This is a genomic window from Vibrio sp. AK197, assembly GCF_053903115.1.
Genome location: NZ_CP096430.1, coordinates 2,124,630 through 2,143,691, shown reverse-complemented (window position 1 = coordinate 2,143,691; position 19,062 = coordinate 2,124,630). Strand labels below are relative to the sequence as shown.

Below are 19,062 nucleotides of genomic sequence, written 5' to 3'. Positions count from 1 at the left end.
CCGGTCATGATTTTCGATTGGTTGATTCCAACGTTGCTGGTGGCAGTGTTGGCACTCGCTCTGATAGGGATGGTCCGCCGCGTTCGATTGTGGCGCGCGGGTCAACCTGAACCAGTCCACTTTTTGGGCGGCTTAATGGCGATGCCGGGCCGCTATCTTAAAGACTTGCATCACGTGGTAGAACGCGACAAATACATGTCGCGCACACACGTCGCTACGGCGGGTGGTTTTGTGCTATCGATGGTGTTGGTGTTGGCTGTGCATCTGTTTGGTTTGCAGGCACAGTGGTTAAGTTGGGCGTTACTTGGGGCGTTGGTCCTGATGACGATTGGCGCGAGCTTTGTTTATTATCGCCGCCGCAACCCACCTTCCCGTCTATCGAAAGGTCCGTGGATGCGCTTGCCTAAAAGCCTGCTCACGTTTTCCTTAACGTTCATTGTGTTGACGCTCCCTACAGCAGGGCTTCTTCCTGAACATTTTGGTAATGGATTGATTTCGGCCATTTTAGCGTTTGGCGTCATCATCGGTTTAGGCGAGCTGGTGTTTGGTATGGCCTGGGGCGGGCCGATGAAACACGCGTTTGCCGGTGCGCTTCACTTGGCGTTTCACCGTCGCCCCGAACGCTTTGGTGGCGGCCGTTCCACGGGTCTTAAAGCGCTGAATTTGGAACAACCGACACTGGGTGTAGAGAAGCCACGTGATTTTAAATGGAATCAGCTACTGGGATTTGATGCGTGTGTACAATGCGGGAAATGTGAAGCCATGTGTCCTGCCTTTGCTGCAGGCCAGCCACTCAACCCGAAAAAGCTGATTCAAGATATGGTGGTAGGCCTTGCCGGTGGCAGTGACGCGAAATACGCTGGCAGCCCTTATCCAGGCAAAGAAGTGGGGTGTGCCAAAGGCGGTTCAGACCAAGTGATTACTAACGGGTTGGTGAGTGACGAAACGTTATGGTCATGCACCACTTGCCGCGCTTGTGTTGAAGAGTGCCCGATGATGATTGAGCACGTCGATGCGATTGTCGATATGCGTCGCTTTTTGACGCTAGAGAAAGGGGCAACGCCGAACAAAGGGGCAGAGGTGCTTGAAAACCTTATCGTTACCGATAATCCAAATGGGTTTAATCCGAATCACCGAATGAACTGGGCCGCGGATCAAAACTTACCGCTGATGAAAGACGTGCAGCAAGCCGATGTTCTGTTTTGGATTTCTGACGGTGCGTTTGATATGCGTAGCCAACGAATTTTACGGGCGTTCGTCAAGGTGCTGAAAAACGCCAACGTCAATTTTGCGATTTTGGGTGATGAAGAATTGGACAGTGGTGATTTAGCGCGCCGTTTGGGTGATGACGCGACCTTCCAGCGTTTAGCGAAACGAAACATCGCCACACTTAGCCGTTATAAGTTCAAGCAACTTGTTACCACCGATCCACATGCATTTCATTGTTTGAAAAATGAATACCCCGATTTTTATCCAGAAGGGCAAGTCGCCGATTATGAAGTGCTCCACCATACGACCTTTATTAACCAGCTAGTCAAACATCAGAAAATTGCGTTGACCGCGTTTAAAGCGGAACGCGTGACCTATCACGATCCTTGTTATCTTGGTCGTTACAACGGTGAATACGATTCACCGCGTGAACTGCTGGCTGAGCTTGGGATTGAGTTGGTGGAAATGGAGCGTAGTGGTTTTCGCTCTCGCTGCTGTGGTGGTGGCGGTGGAGCTCCGATTACCGACATTCCAGGCGAACGCCGAATTGCTGACATGCGCATGGATGACATTCGAGCGACAGGGGCCGAACTGGTCGCCGTGGGTTGCCAGCAATGTACGGCCATGCTTGAAGGGGTGGTCGAGCCACGTCCTGAAGTCAAAGACATTGCAGAAATTGTCGCTGAGTCGTTGGTCGAGCAGGTTGAACCTCACTCTCAACCGATTGAGTTTGATCCCAATGAACCACTGCCAATCAGTGCTTAGGAGAAGATTATGAGTGACGATATTATTCGCCGCGACCCGCGTCTTGAATGGATTGCGCGCAATCGCCTTCATCCTGAGCATCAAGCTCTGGCGCAGGCTGGCGGTAAAGTATACGGGCCAACCGGCCTTGAACGCCGCAATCCTCATCAACAAGGGTTTATTGGCCCGAATGGCATCAAGCGTATTGACCGCTTGAATACTCAACACCCGATGTCGCTTTCTGGTCACCGAATGCGCGGCGCGGCGAATGCCGAAGTTGAATTACCGCTGCATACCGTCAGTGACCCAGATTTTTATGTCGTCGTTGTTCCAGACATGGTTGGTGGGCGTTTCACTTCTCACGATCTCGATGTGTTGGGGCAAGCCCACAAGCTTGTGCGAGAGAGTGAAGGCGCTGGCGCCGTGATGGCTGTTGTGTTTGGGGAGCACCGAGAAGACCGCTTTGAAAAAGCCGGAGTCGATCGCTTACTACACCTGAGCGGCAATGAGTTTCAAAGCTATGTACCAGAGCGCAAAACTGCACTGCTTTGCGAAGTCGATGCCCAGTATCAGCCGCGTTTTTGGTTATTTCCTGACAGCAGCGCTGGCGGTTTTGAACTGGGTCGTCGTTTGGCCGCAAGACTTGGCGAACGACCTGCTACCCAAGTTTGGCATGCTGAAGTCAATACATGCACAGGGCGAGGTGCTGGTGGTTTGACGGACATTCATCGTCAAACACCAAAAATCCTATTGATGCTTGAAGAATGTGCCGAACCGATTGATGAAACGCGTCACCAAGCCTTGACGGTGGCGCTGGATGATCCTGAGGCAATTCATACAGGCATTCGCGATCTTGGCTTTATTGAGGTTGATCCGAACGCAATTCCTTTGAGCGAGGCGGAATTTATTCTCTCTGCGGGTAATGGCGTCAATGATTGGTCTCTGTTCCATCTTGCCGCGCAAGAGCTTGGGGCGACGGAAGGGGCTAGCCGGGTGGCAGTGGATGACGGGAATATGCCACGTTTTCGTCAAGTCGGCGCAACGGGCACTTGGGTTACGGCGCGAGTGTATGTCGCGGTTGGTATCTCTGGCGCTATTCAGCACTTACAAGGCATTGGTCAATGCGATAAGGTCATCGCGATTAATACCGATTTGGGCTGTGACATGGTCAAACGGGCGGCACTGAGTGTGATTGGTGACAGTAGCGAGGTAATGCAAGCGTTAGTGGAATTGGTCCAAGCCTATCGACAACAGGAGGCGCGTCATGCCGCATAGTCGTTTTCCCGATCTTGATGTTCGTGTGTTGGTGTCAATTGGTCTGCACCCTAGCTCTCAGCGAGCGCGCCGAGCAGAAACCGATGCTCGAGCCGTTGAACTAGGGCTGAATTTGCAGCCAGGTATTCTTGAAGTTCTTCACGCTGGCAATCCTTATGATGCCACTTTACGCAGCTATGCAGGTATGGGTCTTGAATCATTAAGGGTCATTGAACAGCGCGAGCAAGACGACGCGCTGGAAAGCTTACTTCACTACCTCGCTGCCGATGTTCCAGATGTAATTTTAACCGGAGTGCGAGCTGAGCGAGGTGAGTCCTCCGGCATGATGCCGTATTTGTTGGCTGAACATCTCGGTTGCACGGTGGTCAGCGGTATTACCGAGATCCTCAGTATTGAAAAAGGCGTGGCAGAAGTGCTGCAAGCTCAACCACGTGGACAACGTCGCAAGCTCAAAGTGCCGATGCCATTTATTGCCAGTGTGGATATGGCGGCAAAAGAGCCGCGGCAAAGTGCCTTTGGCCCTGGCCAGCGTGCGCAGATTGATCACAGCATGACCGAAGCCAGTATTACCGACACGCAGCAAGCTGAGTGGCAAGTTAGCCCGGCGCGTAACAGACCAAAACGTCTCAAAGTGGTTAAAGCGAAATCCGCAGCGGATCGCTTGAAAGCTGCGACACAAAAATCATCCGGAGATGAAGGAAAAGTATTACGCGACCTGCCCGCGAAGGAAATGGCGCAGGCCGTATTTGATCTGTTGTTGGAGGAAGGCGTGGTGCGCTGAAGCGGATTCAGCCAACACGCTGGAGACTAAGATCGTCTACTCACATAACCATAATGACAGTTAACTAAGGAAGTTTCTCTCTGCCTGGTTTATTCGACATATCCATAGCGGTTGACCGGGTAGGGAGGTCTCAGGAGAGTCTTCAATGAAAGATGTTATACAGGCAAAACGGGTTGTTAAGGATAACAGCGGCCCGGGGAAATATGATACCGATTATGTCATCGGCCAAGACAACGTAAAGGTGTTTGGCATGGATGTACATAATCCGGTGTTTGGTATTGCTGCGGGGTTGATATTGCTGTTTATCGTTGCCACCCTTTTGTTTCCCGCTGGCAGTAAAGAAGTGCTTATGGGCGCTCGAACTTGGTCAATCGATAACTTTGATTGGCTATTTATGATTGGCTGCAATCTTTTTGTGTTGTTTTGTTTGGCGCTGATTGTGCTGCCCGTTGGTAAAATTCGCCTTGGTGGTGAAACCGCAAAAGCGGAATATTCGACCCTCTCTTGGTTTTCAATGCTATTTGCCGCAGGAATGGGGATTGGGCTGATGTTCTGGAGCGTAGCAGAACCCGTTGCCTATTATACCGATTGGTACGGAACACCGCTTAACGTTGCTGCGCGTACTGAGCAAGGTATGGAACTTGCCCTTGGCGCAACCATGTTCCATTGGGGCTTACACCCTTGGGCCATTTATGCGGTCGTTGGATTATCCTTGGCATTTTTTGCGTACAATAAAGGGTTGCCATTAACCATTCGCTCTGCCTTCTATCCGCTACTCGGAAGCCGTTGTTGGGGGCCGATAGGCCATCTCATCGACATTCTTGCAGTTTTAGCCACCATCTTTGGATTAGCCACCTCACTTGGCCTTGGCGCGCAGCAAGCGGCTGGTGGGTTAAGTTTCTTATTTGGGATTGAAAACAATCTCACCACTCAGGTGGGGTTCATTGTTTTGGTCACCGCCATTGCGATGGTATCGGTCGCACGAGGCTTAGATGGCGGTGTTAAGCTGCTCAGTAACATAAATATGATCATCGCTGCAGCCCTGATCGCACTGATTATTGTGGTTGGCCCGACACTGACCATTTTCTCCTCAGTTGCGACCGTGACCTCTGCCTATGCTGAAAACTTTTTACCGCTATCGAACTGGATAGGCCGTGATGACAGCACCTGGTATCACGGTTGGACTGTCTTTTACTGGGCTTGGTGGGTTTCTTGGTCACCGTTTGTCGGCATGTTTATTGCCCGCGTTTCAAAGGGGCGTACAGTACGAGAGTTTGTGACTGCGGTACTGCTTATCCCGACGGTGGTGACCATTGTATGGATGGCCGTGATGGGGGGAACCGCGATGGACCAAGCCACACACGGTGTTGGTCAACTGGCTGACGGTATCAGCGATGTTGCGCAAGCGATGTTCCAGATGTTTGAACATTTACCCCTGAGTGGACTGTTGTCGATCATTGGTATTGTGTTGGTTTTGGTGTTTTTTGTCACCTCATCGGATTCTGGGTCACTTGTCATTGATAGTATTACCGCAGGCGGAAAACTGGATGCGCCCGTTCCACAACGCTTATTTTGGGCATCAGTTGAGGGGATTATTGCTTGTGCGTTGTTAGTAGGAGGCGGTAATGAAGCGCTGACCGCTTTACAAGCCGGGGCAATTACGACAGGATTGCCGTTTACTTTAGTGTTGATTCTGATGTGTGTCAGCTTATATCGCGGCTTACAGACTGAACTTCGTTAAATCTTTCAACACAGAGAAGAGAGGGAAGAACAATGATGTATGCAAATTTAGTTGACTTGGAGGACTTCATTTTCCAGTTGAAGCAACTGGGTATTGAAGTTGCGCCAAATGCAAACGTCGAACAAGTGAAAGCGCAATTGACACAATGGCTTGCAACCGCAACGCCTAATGAGGTCAAAGCCTTTAAAACCATGAGCCGTGAATTGGCGGTTGATGCGGAGGTTCTTCCCGAAGTGGAGCCCTTGTTAGCACGTTAAGCGCCGCTGTAAGGATAAAAAAGTATCCACCGGCATAGCCGGTGGTTTTTCATATGCGCCTATAAGGCTCTCCTACTGGCAGCGCCCTAGCAGGCGCGTAGTGATCTGACATTTGCATATGACTATTTCCTGCGGCCCGTAAACGGGCTACCTGAATACGGGAGCGATAATTGCTCTCCCATTTTATCTTGTTCTAATTGGTGCTTGATGTAATTTTGTATCTTGCTCGTATTCTTACCTACCGTATCTACATAATAACCTCGGCACCAAAACTCTCGATTTCTATATTTAAACTTCAAATCGCCGAATCGTTCATAAAGCATTAGGATACTTTTGCCTTTCAAGTACCCCATAAACCCTGAAACACTCATTTTGGGCGGTATTTCTAAAAGCATGTGGATATGATCCGCGCAACATTCCGCTTCAAGAATGTTCACATTTTTCCATTCACATAGTTTCCTCAATATTTCACCTATCGCTCTACGTTTTTCTCCGTAGAAAACTTGCCTTCTATATTTCGGTGCAAAGACTATGTGGTATTTACAGTTCCAGCGCGTGTGCGCTAAGCTCTTTTCGTCCCCCATTGGGACCCCCTTTCAATTCTTAATTAACTCTTGCAGTTGCCAGACCACAAGACGTTTTTATCAAATTGAAAGGGGTTATATAACTGACTTATAGCTATAAGCTTTACGGAACCCCCAGCCTAGCTGGGGGTTTTCTCTATACAATCAGAGCCAGCCTTTTAGGGCTGGCTTTTTTGTCTCTCAACCGGGTGGCTTTTTTAAGTTGAGAATGGGTTTACTTTGCGCGCCTGGTGGGGCGAGATTAAAGAAAAACACCAAGGGTAAAAAAGCCCCGCTATCGCGAGGCTTAATCCAATCAATGCTGATTATTTATTAAGGTTATTCAAAACGCTGCTGGCATACCAATCAATGAAGTTGATGACACCAAACTCAAAGGTCGTGGAATAAGGGCCTGGCTGGTAACTCATTGAGTTAATACCACGCTGGTTCTCCTCACCGAGAATTCGGTCTTGGTCGTTGGTTGCATCCCAGACCTGACGCAGACGTTCAGGGTCGTAATCAATACCTTCTACGGCATCTTTGTGCACAAACCATTTGGTGGTGACCAATGACTCTTGAGCTGAAATTGGCAGCACGCGGAACACGATAAAGTGGTCGCTTTGCATATGGTTCCAAGAGTTCGGCAGGTGAAGAATACGCATTGACCCCAACTCACGGCTCTTAATTCGGCCTAATAGTTTTTCACAGCCTTTTAAGCCGTCAATTGTCATCACTTCGGTGCCTTCTTTGAGCGGCATACGTACGATACGGTTGCGGTGTCCGAACGATTTGTGTTGATGAGGAATGCCTTCTGCATCCCAAGCCTCTGCTTGCTTGGCGTAATGTGCCAAAAATTCAGGTGTCGCCCGTGGGTCATTGGTGTCATCCCACTCTAGAAGCGTATTGAGTAATTCTGGGTGGCTGCCTGCACAGTGGTAACACTCACGGTTATTCTCAAGCACCAATTTCCAGTTGGCTTTCTCGTACATGTTTGATTCTACCGCCAGTTTAGTGTTATCCACATCATACGGTTCCATGTACTCTTCCAGTGTGGCTAAGAACTCTTCGAAATCGCTTTCTGGAGGCTCTTCCGATAGGCAAATAAAAATGAAGCCGCCCGCCACTTTGCACTGCGCTGTGCGTAAGCCGTGCTGCTTCATGTCAAAACCTTCGCCCATCTCGGTGCCAGCAAATAGCAAATTGCCTTTGGTATCGTATGTCCACTGATGGTATGGGCAAACGAGGTTAGCGACTTTTCCTCGGTGTTCCAAGCAGATACGAGACCCACGGTGACGACAGGTATTGTGAAAGGCATTAATGGTGCCATCGGCCGCGCGCACGATAAGAACAGGATTTTGGCCAATCTCGACAGTGAAGTAATCACCTTTGGTTGGAATTTCACTGCTCATGCCGACGAACAACCACTCCTTCTGAAAAACCTCTTCCATGTCAACTCTAAACATATACGGGTCGTTGTATAAGGGTTGCGCTAAAGAGTAGTTAGGATTGCGATCACTGAGTAATCGAGTCATTTCTTCTCGAGCATCATCAATGCTGGAGTAGTTGAGGTTAAGCAAATCGTTTTGTGTCATTTGAGCTATCTTCCCGGTGTAATGTGGGTGTAAATTGCCCTGTTGGGCGTCCATGCGTAAACGACTTACCCGTAACCGCTGGCTATGGGGAAGGAGTTTGAGACAATATCCTGCCTAGTTGTAATGATATTGACGATTCTGTTCACGACACAAAACCATGCTGTTTGAGACAGCGGAATGAATTTTTATTTTCAGTGGTTGTTTTTGGATAATTTTTTGTCGTGAAAAGATAAATGGAATCGAGCGGTTAATTCAACAATAGCGCCAAGATACCCGTGTTAGGGAAAACACTTTACACCCCGTCTCGAGAGGAACGAGCCCAATGAGCAACGCCAATATTTCGGTCGTCAATAACGACGCGTTTGTCCCAGTGACAACGCAAACTTGGAGCAATGGTCGCCATGTCGTTCGTTGCGTGAAAACGATCCAGGAAACCTGGGATACACGCACTTATTGCTTTATGGCGGAACAGCCGATCATGTTCTTTTTTAAGCCGGGTCAGTTTGTCACCTTAGAACTGGAAATTGACGGGGAACAGATCTTTCGCTCATATACGATTTCCAGCTCGCCTTCCGTGCCTTACAGTTTCTCGATTACGGTTAAGCGTGTACCCGGTGGTTTGGTCTCTAACTGGCTGCATGACAATTTGTTTGAAGGGATGGATCTTGCCGCTCACGGGCCGGTGGGGCAGTTTAACAGTATCGATTATCCATCAGACAAAGCCCTGTTCTTATCCGGCGGGGTTGGGATTACTCCAGTGATGTCGATGGCGCGCTGGGCGTACGATACCAATACCGATCTCGACATGGTCTTTATTCACAGTGCCAGAACGCCGCGTGATATTATCTTTCGCCATGAGTTGGAGTTTATGTCATCACGTATAGCCAACTTTGACTTGCACCTTATCTGTGAGCGCATTGAGTCAGGGCAAGAGTGGTCAGGTTATCGCGGCTACCTTGATAACATTAAGATGCAAATCATGGTGCCGGATCTTCTTGAGCGTGAGGTATTCTGCTGTGGGCCTGCTCCCTATATGAAAGCCATCCGTTTCTTGTTAGAACACCTCGGCTTTGATATGCGTCGTTACCATGAAGAATCGTTTGGTGCGACCCCCGAAACCATTGAAGAGCAGGCGGCACAAGATGCTGAGGCCGCAGAAGAAGCCGCCGAAGCGATGCACCCCAGTGATCTGCTTGAAGTTACATTTTTAGATACCGATAAAAGCGCGTTGGTGGCACCGGGGGAAACGGTCCATTCCGCCGCAGCCAAAGCGGGTATACATATTCCTAAAGCGTGTGGGATGGGGATTTGTGGTACGTGTAAAGTTAAGCGAATTGAAGGTGAGGTAGAGATGTCACACAACGGTGGTATCACCGATGAGGATGTCGAAGACGGCTATATTCTTTCGTGCTGCAGTGTGCCCTTAAGTGATGTGAAAGTGGAATTTTAATATCGACCTTTGACCTTTGGTATGAATCGTAAAAAAGCCGGCGTACAACGTTCGGCTTTTTTGTTTTTATCCAATGAATGACCCATCGAACGGTGACATGGTTCGTTGTTATCAATGTGCTGTCTAATTTTATTTATTTGAAAATAAAAGATATTTTTACAGTTGGTCATATCTTTTATTCTGGTTGATCACAAACTCGGCATAGAGCATTTTGTAGAGTGAGAGGGCACCGCCATATCCTTTTTTTATCCGTTTTAAATCCATCTGTTTAGTGTATGAAATAGGGTTGAATAATTTATAAAACCATATTTTAGAAAGGTGGGATAATGAAACTGTTGAACAAGATTGCTCTACTGTTATTTACCTCAAGTACTGTCCTTGTTGGATGCAATTTGGACTTGGATACGGATTCCGATCTTGATACACCTGAGAGTCCGAGTGCACCATCCAGTGTTATGCAAATGCCTTACGTACCGACGCTCGCTTATGATGATACAAGTGTTAGCCTTGTTTGGAACAAACCCAGTGATTACAGCGATATCGTCGATTATCGTGTCTACATGAATGGTGAGTCTTTGGGGTTGGCCAGCGAAAACAACAGCCAATTTAACCCAGCCAAACCCTACATGGATGCATTTGCTGAGCAAGACAGTGCTGGCTTTCATCATCGCCCTACGTATTTGAATTACAAAGTTGAGGGGTTAACCCCAGCGACTGACTATCAGTTTTCGGTTGCTGCGGTTTATGCTGATGGCCATGAGTCAAACCCGAGCCCAGCAGTAAGCGTGACGACTGCCCAGTTTACCCATGTCGTTGATGTGACCGACTTCGGTGCGGTCGGTGATGGTGAAACCTATAACACTGTGGCGATTCAGCAAGCAATTGACCAATGCTCAGGCGATTCAACCAGTGCATATGGTTGCAAAGTGGTGATACCGGCGAATTCGAATGGTGCCGTCTTCATGACGGGCGCGCTGTATTTAAAAAGTAATATGACGTTTGAAATAGAACAAGGGGCGACCTTAGCTGGCTCGATTCGCAGCGCCGATTATCCATTGAGTGAGGGTTACCAACTCTATAGCTATCGCACCCATGACACTGACTCAAGACGGCCACCTTCTTTATTAAATGTATTAAGTGAGGATCATCGTAATACTAGCAATGGCACTCAGGATGGCTACGACGGAAGACGGGGCGTGTTTGAGAACATTCGAGTCGTTGGTAAAGGCGTACTCGATGGCAACGGTTGGGTGGTCAGTGGAACGACGCAAGATGAAGTGGGAAACACCTTGCCTTACCATGAGCCTGGTAGTCGCGAGAAAGTGTATACGCTTGGCGTCTTGGCCATGAATCAAATGCTCGCGGGTTACCAAGAATATGCACCTGAGAGTTGGACGGGAAGCATGGCGGACATTGATTTCCAAGGGCAAGTCAATCGTGACTTATATGCCGACCGGCGCTCTAGCCTGACAACCTTTCGCGGAGTAACGAATATGTACGTGGCGGACCTTACTTTCAGGAACCCGGCGTATCATGGCGTGATGTTTTTAGAAGGTGAAAACATCGTCTTTGCTTATACCACCACCCAGACTTTTGACATTAATAATGCTGATGGCGTTGAGTTTGGCAATACCTCAAACTTCCATGTGTACGCGAACTTTATTGACAGTGGCGATGACTGTATCAATTTCGCGGCTGGGCAGGGAGAAGAGTATGACCAAGCCAATGATGAGATTAATCCGACGGAAGATGGGTGGGTGTTTAATAACTACACGCGTGAGGGCCATGGAGTGTTGGTCGCGGGTAGCCATACTGGCGCTTGGATTCAAGACATTCTTGCTGAAGAAAATGTGGCCTTTATGACGGACAATGGATTACGCCTGAAAAGTACCCCGGCGACGGGCGGTGGTGCGCGAGATATTGTCTTTCGAGATAATGCGATGAAAGATATTGGTACCAACAATACACATGACATCAACGGGGTGGAAATCGATAACCGAGGGGGCCAGGGGAATGCGTTTATCTTTACGCTGTCTTATTCAGCAGGTGATAATGTCTACACCAATGCCAATGAGGCGGCTTACTTTCATGATATCACGGTCACGAATGTCACATTAGATAATGTGGACCCAAGCGGTAATGCCAAAGCCGTGATTCAAAGTGATGCTTATGATGGGTCAATTAATACTCTGCCATATTCAGCAAACTACCATCAAAACATTGTGTTTGACCATGTCTCCATTCGCAACAGTAAAGTCACCAATATTCACCGGCTAAAAGACTCCACCTTCTCCAATGTGACATTTGAAAATTGGGAAGAAGGCTATGATTCACCTTGGCAAATCGAAGATTCACAAAATCTGACATTTGAGCAGGTCTCTCCGATGCCTGACAGTGTGACACAATAAAAAAAAGGGGCCTCAAGCCCCTTTCTTAACGTTAGCCGCAGTATCAAATACCAAACTGATGCTTCTTGTTTTTGTATTTCTGCTTTTGTTTGTACATGGCATGGTCCGCCTCAGAGAGTAAATGTTTGACATTTTCAGTCTCTTTTTGCGCAAGGGCATAACCAATACTCACTGATGGCTCTATCTTATGTTTGCCCCATGATAACGGGTTATCAGCGAACATTTGATGGATTTTTTCGACGACCACCTCAACATTTTTCGCCTCAGAGACATGGCGTAAAATAATAATGAACTCATCGCCGCCAAATCTCGCGACCGTATCACTAGTGCGTACACTCAATTTTAAATAATGAGCGATGTGTTTAAGTAGCTCATCTCCCGCTTCATGTCCTAACTGATCATTCACCAGCTTGAAATCGTTGAGATCGATATTCAACACGGCAAATGACCCACCATCATCGCTTTTTACTAACTGACCAAGTTGGCTCATCGCCAGACGACGATTCGGCAGATGGGTCAATTCATCGTATAAAGAGGCTTTATGCACTTTTCGGTAGTTTCTAAAGTGGATAAAAATCAAAGAGTAAAGCAGTACTGCAATCATATAGCCAATGGTGTAAACCACTTGCTTGGTAAATTGGATGTGCTCTGCGTTATCCAAACGGTATTTTGCGGCCATTTCCCAAGTGCCGTTAGGAAGCATCACGGTGTTTTCAATGTCTGGGTTATTGAAGACGTCTGCATTACCTAAAAAGACGTGGCGATTGTCGTTGCGACGAAAAGCGATGTCAGCATTCTCAAACTCATTGATTCCAATGTGCTTGATGAGCTTATTGTAATCGAGAACAATGCTGACGGTTCCCCAATAATCTTCATTGAGAGGGTAGTCAGAAAAAATTGGATAGCGGGCAATCAACCCGACTCCCCCTTGCACGAGAGTGAGTGGACCGTCGATATAAACTTGCTGCTGATTTTTCGCTAATAAGACGGTGCGCAGTTGCTGTGGATTGGTTTTAAAATCAAAGCCAATTGCGCCTTCATTGCCTTTCAATGGATACACTTTTGAGATGACATTATCCGGAGCAATACCGACGTTGCGTACAAAGAGCGCTTTACTCAATAGTTTAGAGGCAATGTTATCCCAATTGGCGATAGCGAAGGTTGGGTCAATGGTGACAACGGTAGCTAGGCTATCAGCCAAGTAGGTATCCATAAAGATGGTGGCTTCAAACTTAGCGCGCATTAACGCCACGTTTTTTTCTATCACGCGCTCGACTTTTAATGCCTCTTTCTGAATGAATTGAGCCGATATGATATGAATGGTTGTTACCGCAACCAACCAAAACAAAAGCGAAACCAGCGCAAACAGAATGTGGCTCTTTTTATTGATCTTTGAAAACATGTTGTGCCCTAAACAGCCCTATAGCATGTGCTTTAGATAATGACGACCTTGCCTACAGGCGTTAAGAATCTCAAGTTTTTTCTAAAATTTTAGTGCTAAACCAAAATATTCGCTGAACTTTTTGCGATACGCTGCCACTTCAGAGGCTTAAATCGAGTGTCCGTGTAGGCAGACCCTGCCGTCGTGATATTTTCTAACCAAACCTTTTACTTTCCGTCTAGCACCTGAAAATAATTCAATAACAATGAATATATTACCGAAGTACGACTCTTTTATTATTTAAACCATATAACTTTAACTTAGTTATGACGGAATAATAACATGGAGATTTATGGTTGATATAAATTTAAATCATCACGTATCAAGGGCTATAAAGAAAATAATGCTTAAAAACGATAATAATTTATTCATTTTATTATCTTGGCATGGCTCTTGAATTATTTGGAACGTAATTCACGTTTAACAATAAAAGCATCTATTTTGATAGCTTATTCAAAATCACTAGGAGTAAAAGATGAAAAAGATCCTTCCAATTCTAGCGGGTACCATGGCTCTAACAACGTTCAGCACAATTTCACAAGCGGCAGTTTTGGACGATGAAAGTGGCGTTTATGTAGGCGGTAACTACGGCTACGTAAAAATAGATGGGCAAGATGATTTTGATGACGACAATGATGTCATGCAGGCTTTAATTGGTTTTAAATTAAACCGTTACATTGGTGTCGAAGGCAGTTACATTGACTTCGGTTCTTATGGTGGCAGTGTGGCAAGTGCCGAAACTGATGGTTATACTGCCGCTCTAAAACTGACCGCGCCAATTGGTGATCGTGTTGAGCTTTATGCGAAAGGTGGTCAACTATGGTATACCACTGACTACGATATTGTTGGTGTAAATGGCGATGAAGATGATGAAGCGGTATTTGCTGGTGCTGGTGTTGGTTTTAAAGTAACTGATAACTTCTTAATCAATGCAGAATATACTTGGTATGATGTCGACTTAGACGCTAATGATATTAATGACGGTGCAGATACCAACACAGACTTTAAACAAGCAACGATTGGTGCTGAATACCGATTCTAGTATCAAACCAGTTAAATAAAAAAGCCGTGTTCAATCACGGCTTTTTTATTATTTACTATCGTAAGTTAAAATAAAAAGCACCCATTAAGGGTGCTTTAATATAGATTTAATGCCTATTATTTAGATAAGGCTTTTTTGACTTCATTTTCAATTCGCTCGCCAATCACCGTATCGATATTTTTCCAATACTCAAAGGCACGCTCAAGTACCGGCTGAGTGACGCCATTTAGCAAGTGGCCGCTGACATTACTGACTAAACGCTCTCGAGCAGAATCGTCCATTACTTTGTTAATGAGATCATTTGCTTGGCTGTAATCATCGTCGTCAGGGCGCAGGGTATACGCAGAGCGTACCATTTCTCCATCAGCGGCCCAGACCGCAGATTCAGGATAACGGTTTGGATCAGCTTGTGGCCCGCCTTTACTGTTAGGCGCATAGACCGGATCTTCGACATTTTGGGTACGCATTGCACCATCTTTACTGTAACTATGGAAAGGGCATTGTGGGGCATTAACTGGTATTTGTTTGTAGTTGACACCTAAGCGAGCACGATGGGCATCCGCGTAGGCAAACATGCGTCCAAGTAGCATTTTATCAGGGCTAGGGCCGATACCCGGAACCATATTGTTTGGCTCAAATGCAGCTTGCTCGATCTGCGTATGATGATCCGTTGGGTTGCGGTCTAAGGTTAATTTACCCACTTCAATCAACGGGTAGTCTTTATGTGACCATACTTTGGTTAAATCAAACGGATTGATATGGTAGCTTTTCGCATCCTCATATGGCATGACCTGCATTTTCAGCGTCCAACTCGGGTATTGCCCTTGTTTTATTGAGTTAAACAAATCGCGGCCATGGTAATCACCGTCGGAGCCTGCTAGTTGGTCTGCTTGCTCTTGAGTTAAGCACTCGACGCCTTGGTCAGAAATAAAGTGGTATTTAACCCAAAAGCGTTGACCATCTTCATTGACCCACATATACGTGTGGCTAGAGTAACCATTCATATGACGCCAAGTTTTAGGAATACCACGGTCTCCCATCAGCCAAGTCACTTGATGGGCTGACTCAGGAGATAAGGTCCAAAAATCCCATTGCATGTCGTTATCACGCAAATTATTGTCTGCTCGGCGTTTTTGCGAGCGAATGAAGTGTTGGAATTTCATCGGATCGCGAATAAAGAACACCGGTGTGTTGTTACCGACTAAGTCGTAGTTACCCTCTTGGGTATAAAACTTAATTGAGAAACCTCGGGGATCACGCCAAGTATCTGGGCTACCACGTTCTCCGGCGACGGTGGAAAAGCGCATGAGAACGTCGGTTTTTGTGCCGGGTTGAAAGACGTCTGCTTTGGTATATTGACTGACATCATTGGTGACTTCGAAGTGGCCGAATGCGCCGCTGCCTTTGGCGTGAGGTTGGCGCTCTGGAATACGTTCACGGTTGAAGTTGGCCATCTGTTCAATGAGATAATGGTCGTGTAGAACAATCGGGCCGTCTTGACCTACAGTCAGAGAATGCTCATCACTGGCGACGGGAATACCGGCATCAGTGGTGGTGGGTTTGTTATTTTGGTTCGACATATTGCCCTCCATTAGAGTGTCATCTTGGCGATCGAAGGTAATTCTTTCCGATTGCCTTTGAATTTTTTTCTTAAACTCAGTCAGCTTGAGTCATATTGGCTGGGTCTAAGTTAATGGGAGCAAGGGGTATGCCACTAGAGGGCTGAATTGAGTGAAGGGATGTGGCAAGGATGAGAAAGACGAAAAAATCGAGTTATAACGAAAAAAGCCCGCTCATTGAGCGGGCTTTTGAAATGTGGCGGAGAGATAGGGATTTGAACCCTAGATACGCTATTAACGTATGCCGGTTTTCAAGACCGGTGCTTTCAACCACTCAGCCATCTCTCCGTGTGACGCGAATAGTATAAGGGCTTACGAGCGTTGTAAACCCCTGTATAGGTTGTTTGATGCTTTTATGTTCAACTGAATTCAAATACGTGAACTAATCGCCATTTCTCTATATTAAGTGAACAATTGTTAAGCAAAATAAATCAACTTTCTGCTGTTTTTACCAAACGTCATGTAGTGGTCTTGAACGCTTGCTAGTCAATAAAGTGGCTCATATTGTGGAAACACGCTTTAGCGATGTCTGAGTGTTCGTATTCCCAATGCGATGGGCTAATCAGTTCTGGTGACCAAGCGCCATTGTAGCCGGTCGATTTGACCGCATCGACAAATGCTTGAATATCAATTTCACCTTCGCCAGGCATATAAGCTCGAAGGACGGTTTCATCCCAATCTTCGCCGGCTCGAGGTTTACGTCCATCACAAAAATGTACGCCATAAATCAGTGCGGGGTCGAGGCTTGCAACATCTTGCGGCGTACTGACGCCACGCGCATAGAGGTGCCAAAAATCCATCACCAGACCTACGTTAGTCGTGGCTAATCTGTCGATGACGTCAAGTGCCATTGGTAGAGTGTTGAATTCACTCGATGCGACAAATTCTATTTGATAACGAATGCCGTATTGTTCGCCAAGTTGAGCAATTTCGCCAATGTTTTCGGTAATGATATCTAGACGCTGAGCTTGGCTTAAATGATCGGTGTAGTGACCAGGATTTAGCTGTACAGTGGGGCATTCTAGTTGGTTTGCCACCTCAGTAATACGTCGCGCTTCTGAGATTAATGAATCTCTGTCTTGGGGGGTATGGCGGTCTACTCCCATCAAAGCGTTGATACAGGTCGTCTGCAATTGATGTGTATCAAGACGCTGTTTGAGCGATGTCGCACTGCCACCGTTATTTAAGTAACGCAGTAGTTTGTCGATAAAAAACTCGACGCCTTGATAGCCAGTTTGGTGAGCGATTTCGACATCGGAGAGCACGTTAGAGTGGAATGTGGATGCGCCGTGAAGGGCTTTGATCATAGGGTGTCGCCTCCCGTTTTTTCGTTCGAGTGGAATCACCATCATACAGGGTGTCACTGTAGGGCAGTCAAATAATCTGACAAATCAATAGACTAACAAAGAAAACGCCCAGCGTTGGCTGGGCGAGGCGAGAGGTTGGCTTTAAGCGCCTTCAGCGGGTTTGTGAGCTTTAATGGTCGCGACCTGATAGTCGTAAATATTGTTCATCACATCCAATTTTCTTTCAGCTAATGATTTGAAGTAGTCAAAGCTTGGGTTTTCAATCTCGTCCATCACGCTAATGGCTTCTTTTGTTACGGTTCTTGCCGCGCCTGTTTGCAAATACATCGTGCCATATTTCATATGTTGATTAGAGAGCTTAAGCTGAGAGATGACCAACAGTTCTTTGGCCTCTGGTTCGCTGCGTTTTTTCAACGCACTGATAGTGCCAAATAGGTTACGATTTGGATAGGTAAAGTAACCCACGAAATTTAAGATCTGATCGCGATCTGGGTCGATAACCCCAGGTGCCAGAGGCTGAATGTGATGATCTTTATAGAACGAGTGATCACTTTCAAACAGTTGGTAATGCGTATCGATGATGGTTTTAGCTAAACGCTGCTTCGTGTTTTGACTGAGTTGAGAAGCCGCAGTTTGATAGCGGCTAAATAGCTGCTTGGTTCGCTCAGAGGTGTCATCAAAGGTGGTCGTAATTAACGCAATTGAGCCCCACTTATACGCATTCTCCGTGTCACCTAACATCAAATAGGCTGCCATTTTGGCACGGCTGGTATAGGCTTTTTGAGTTTTAGAATTGGAGCGGGTTAACGGTGCATCGAGCATGGCATTAAACTGCTTTAATGCTGACTTTGGTTTATTTTGCTCAAGATAGATGTCTCCGAGAATTCGATGAGCACGAATGCCACCCAGTTTAATCGCTTGCTGAGCATAGTCTTGTGCTTGTTTCAGGTCTTTATTGACACCGCTACCGACTAAATAAAGCACCGACAAGTTATCGAGAGATTTTATGCTGCCTAGTTGCGCTGCCTCTTGGTAGTACTGCACCGCCTTCTCGTAGTCATCGTCAGATTGATAAATATGGGCGATATTAAACCCAGCGTCTTTGTTTCCTTGTTTAAAGGACTTCTCGAGATATTGAAGGCTTTTGACTTTATCTTGTTTAAATCCATTTTCACCATGATAGAGATTTAATCCAACAGCTAACTGACTATTGGCATCGCCATCATCGGCTTTTTGATATAAGGCTTGTTGTTTCGACACACAGGCACTGAGCATAACTACAGCACCACAGAGGGTCAGGAATTTGAGTAATTTCACGGGCATTTCCTTTGGCTTGAATGGGGGATAAGCTTTAATCCGCGATAAACGTTATGCGGTATGGCTATATCGGTAGTGCGTCAAAGGAGACAAATGATTAAGGGAAGGTGTAGGGGAATTCGCAGAAACTCGACAAAGCATCACATTCTGTAGGGCATAAAAAAAGGAAGCCGTTAGGCTTCCTTTTCAGGTGTATGGTCGGACTGAGAGGATTTGAACCTCCGACCCCCGACACCCCATGACGGTGCGCTACCAAGCTGTGCTACAGTCCGATTCGACAAATGTAATCATAAAAGCCGATGAGGTCAACAATAAC

At 46.7% G+C, this 19,062-nt stretch carries 14 protein-coding genes and 2 tRNA genes; 8 read left to right on the top strand and 8 right to left on the bottom strand.

What is annotated here, in order from left to right:
• Positions 1 to 6: 6 nt before the first annotated feature.
• The 5 genes from M1D72_RS17025 (at position 7) to M1D72_RS17005 (ending at position 6,007) form a co-directional block, all read left to right on the top strand.
• Positions 7 to 1,974 (top strand): (Fe-S)-binding protein, encoded by a 1,968-nt coding sequence (locus M1D72_RS17025; RefSeq protein WP_456295968.1) that lies wholly within the window; start codon positions 7 to 9, stop codon positions 1,972 to 1,974.
• 9 nt (positions 1,975 to 1,983) lie between these two features.
• Complete coding sequence (etfA, locus tag M1D72_RS17020; protein ID WP_456295967.1) at positions 1,984 to 3,228, top strand: electron transfer flavoprotein subunit alpha; 1,245 nt, start codon at positions 1,984 to 1,986, stop codon at positions 3,226 to 3,228.
• On the top strand, positions 3,218 to 4,009 hold the full coding sequence (gene etfB / locus M1D72_RS17015) for an electron transfer flavoprotein subunit beta (RefSeq protein WP_456295966.1): 792 nt from the start codon (positions 3,218 to 3,220) through the stop codon (positions 4,007 to 4,009). Before etfA ends, etfB begins: the two co-directional genes overlap by 11 nt.
• Positions 4,010 to 4,154: 145 nt before the next feature.
• Positions 4,155 to 5,750: a BCCT family transporter gene (locus tag M1D72_RS17010; protein ID WP_390189191.1), complete on the top strand. Its 1,596-nt coding sequence runs from the start codon at positions 4,155 to 4,157 to the stop codon at positions 5,748 to 5,750.
• 32 nt (positions 5,751 to 5,782) lie between these two features.
• On the top strand, positions 5,783 to 6,007 hold the full coding sequence (locus M1D72_RS17005; protein WP_390189192.1) for a hypothetical protein: 225 nt from the start codon (positions 5,783 to 5,785) through the stop codon (positions 6,005 to 6,007).
• A gap of 122 nt (positions 6,008 to 6,129) precedes the next feature.
• Here M1D72_RS17005 and tnpA read toward each other — a convergent pair whose 3' ends face one another.
• Together tnpA and M1D72_RS16995 are read right to left on the bottom strand one after the other, a co-directional pair.
• Positions 6,130 to 6,591 (bottom strand): IS200/IS605 family transposase, encoded by a 462-nt coding sequence (gene tnpA, locus M1D72_RS17000; protein ID WP_456295965.1) that lies wholly within the window; start codon positions 6,589 to 6,591, stop codon positions 6,130 to 6,132.
• Between the two features lie 305 nt (positions 6,592 to 6,896).
• The gene (locus M1D72_RS16995) at positions 6,897 to 8,162 is read right to left on the bottom strand and encodes an aromatic ring-hydroxylating oxygenase subunit alpha (RefSeq protein WP_390189194.1); all 1,266 of its coding nucleotides are present in this window, start codon (positions 8,160 to 8,162) and stop codon (positions 6,897 to 6,899) included.
• A 322-nt stretch (positions 8,163 to 8,484) separates the two neighbouring features.
• Between M1D72_RS16995 and M1D72_RS16990 the strand changes: the two genes are divergently transcribed.
• Positions 8,485 to 9,612, top strand: coding sequence for a 2Fe-2S iron-sulfur cluster-binding protein (locus tag M1D72_RS16990; RefSeq protein ID WP_456295964.1), 1,128 nt, complete (start codon positions 8,485 to 8,487; stop codon positions 9,610 to 9,612).
• Between the two features lie 326 nt (positions 9,613 to 9,938).
• The gene (locus tag M1D72_RS16985) at positions 9,939 to 12,020 is read left to right on the top strand and encodes a glycosyl hydrolase family 28 protein (RefSeq protein ID WP_456295963.1); all 2,082 of its coding nucleotides are present in this window, start codon (positions 9,939 to 9,941) and stop codon (positions 12,018 to 12,020) included.
• Positions 12,021 to 12,063: 43 nt separating this feature from the next.
• Here the strand turns inward: M1D72_RS16985 and M1D72_RS16980 are convergent, their stop codons facing one another.
• Positions 12,064 to 13,422 (bottom strand): diguanylate cyclase domain-containing protein, encoded by a 1,359-nt coding sequence (locus tag M1D72_RS16980; RefSeq protein ID WP_456295962.1) that lies wholly within the window; start codon positions 13,420 to 13,422, stop codon positions 12,064 to 12,066.
• A gap of 514 nt (positions 13,423 to 13,936) precedes the next feature.
• On the opposite strand from M1D72_RS16980, the gene M1D72_RS16975 reads away from it, so the two are divergent.
• Positions 13,937 to 14,503 carry a porin family protein gene (locus M1D72_RS16975; protein WP_390189201.1) on the top strand — a complete coding sequence of 189 codons (567 nt, stop codon included), beginning with the start codon at positions 13,937 to 13,939 and terminating at the stop codon, positions 14,501 to 14,503.
• Positions 14,504 to 14,619: 116 nt separating this feature from the next.
• Here the strand turns inward: M1D72_RS16975 and M1D72_RS16970 are convergent, their stop codons facing one another.
• The 5 genes from M1D72_RS16970 to M1D72_RS16950 all read right to left on the bottom strand — a co-directional run bounded on the left by M1D72_RS16970 (position 14,620) and on the right by M1D72_RS16950 (position 19,018).
• Complete coding sequence (locus tag M1D72_RS16970) at positions 14,620 to 16,083, bottom strand: catalase (protein WP_456295961.1); 1,464 nt, start codon at positions 16,081 to 16,083, stop codon at positions 14,620 to 14,622.
• 236 nt (positions 16,084 to 16,319) lie between these two features.
• Positions 16,320 to 16,410, bottom strand: a tRNA-Ser gene (locus M1D72_RS16965).
• A 194-nt stretch (positions 16,411 to 16,604) separates the two neighbouring features.
• On the bottom strand, positions 16,605 to 17,429 hold the full coding sequence (locus tag M1D72_RS16960) for a sugar phosphate isomerase/epimerase family protein (protein ID WP_456295960.1): 825 nt from the start codon (positions 17,427 to 17,429) through the stop codon (positions 16,605 to 16,607).
• A gap of 141 nt (positions 17,430 to 17,570) precedes the next feature.
• On the bottom strand, positions 17,571 to 18,746 hold the full coding sequence (locus tag M1D72_RS16955; protein WP_456295959.1) for a tetratricopeptide repeat protein: 1,176 nt from the start codon (positions 18,744 to 18,746) through the stop codon (positions 17,571 to 17,573).
• A 195-nt stretch (positions 18,747 to 18,941) separates the two neighbouring features.
• Positions 18,942 to 19,018, bottom strand: a tRNA-Pro gene (locus M1D72_RS16950).
• Positions 19,019 to 19,062 lie beyond the last annotated feature (44 nt).

Bases quoted from the DNA above. Each gene is read 5' to 3' on its own strand.
- M1D72_RS17025 (WP_456295968.1), top strand. From the start codon at position 7: ATGATTTTCGATTGGTTGATTCCAACGTTGCTGGTGGCAGTGTTGGCA.
- etfA (WP_456295967.1), top strand. From the start codon at position 1,984: ATGAGTGACGATATTATTCGCCGCGACCCGCGTCTTGAATGGATTGCG.
- etfB (WP_456295966.1), top strand. From the start codon at position 3,218: ATGCCGCATAGTCGTTTTCCCGATCTTGATGTTCGTGTGTTGGTGTCA.
- M1D72_RS17010 (WP_390189191.1), top strand. From the start codon at position 4,155: ATGAAAGATGTTATACAGGCAAAACGGGTTGTTAAGGATAACAGCGGC.
- M1D72_RS17005 (WP_390189192.1), top strand. From the start codon at position 5,783: ATGATGTATGCAAATTTAGTTGACTTGGAGGACTTCATTTTCCAGTTG.
- tnpA (WP_456295965.1), bottom strand. From the start codon at position 6,591: ATGGGGGACGAAAAGAGCTTAGCGCACACGCGCTGGAACTGTAAATAC.
- M1D72_RS16995 (WP_390189194.1), bottom strand. From the start codon at position 8,162: ATGACACAAAACGATTTGCTTAACCTCAACTACTCCAGCATTGATGAT.
- M1D72_RS16990 (WP_456295964.1), top strand. From the start codon at position 8,485: ATGAGCAACGCCAATATTTCGGTCGTCAATAACGACGCGTTTGTCCCA.
- M1D72_RS16985 (WP_456295963.1), top strand. From the start codon at position 9,939: ATGAAACTGTTGAACAAGATTGCTCTACTGTTATTTACCTCAAGTACT.
- M1D72_RS16980 (WP_456295962.1), bottom strand. From the start codon at position 13,422: ATGTTTTCAAAGATCAATAAAAAGAGCCACATTCTGTTTGCGCTGGTT.
- M1D72_RS16975 (WP_390189201.1), top strand. From the start codon at position 13,937: ATGAAAAAGATCCTTCCAATTCTAGCGGGTACCATGGCTCTAACAACG.
- M1D72_RS16970 (WP_456295961.1), bottom strand. From the start codon at position 16,083: ATGTCGAACCAAAATAACAAACCCACCACCACTGATGCCGGTATTCCC.
- M1D72_RS16960 (WP_456295960.1), bottom strand. From the start codon at position 17,429: ATGATCAAAGCCCTTCACGGCGCATCCACATTCCACTCTAACGTGCTC.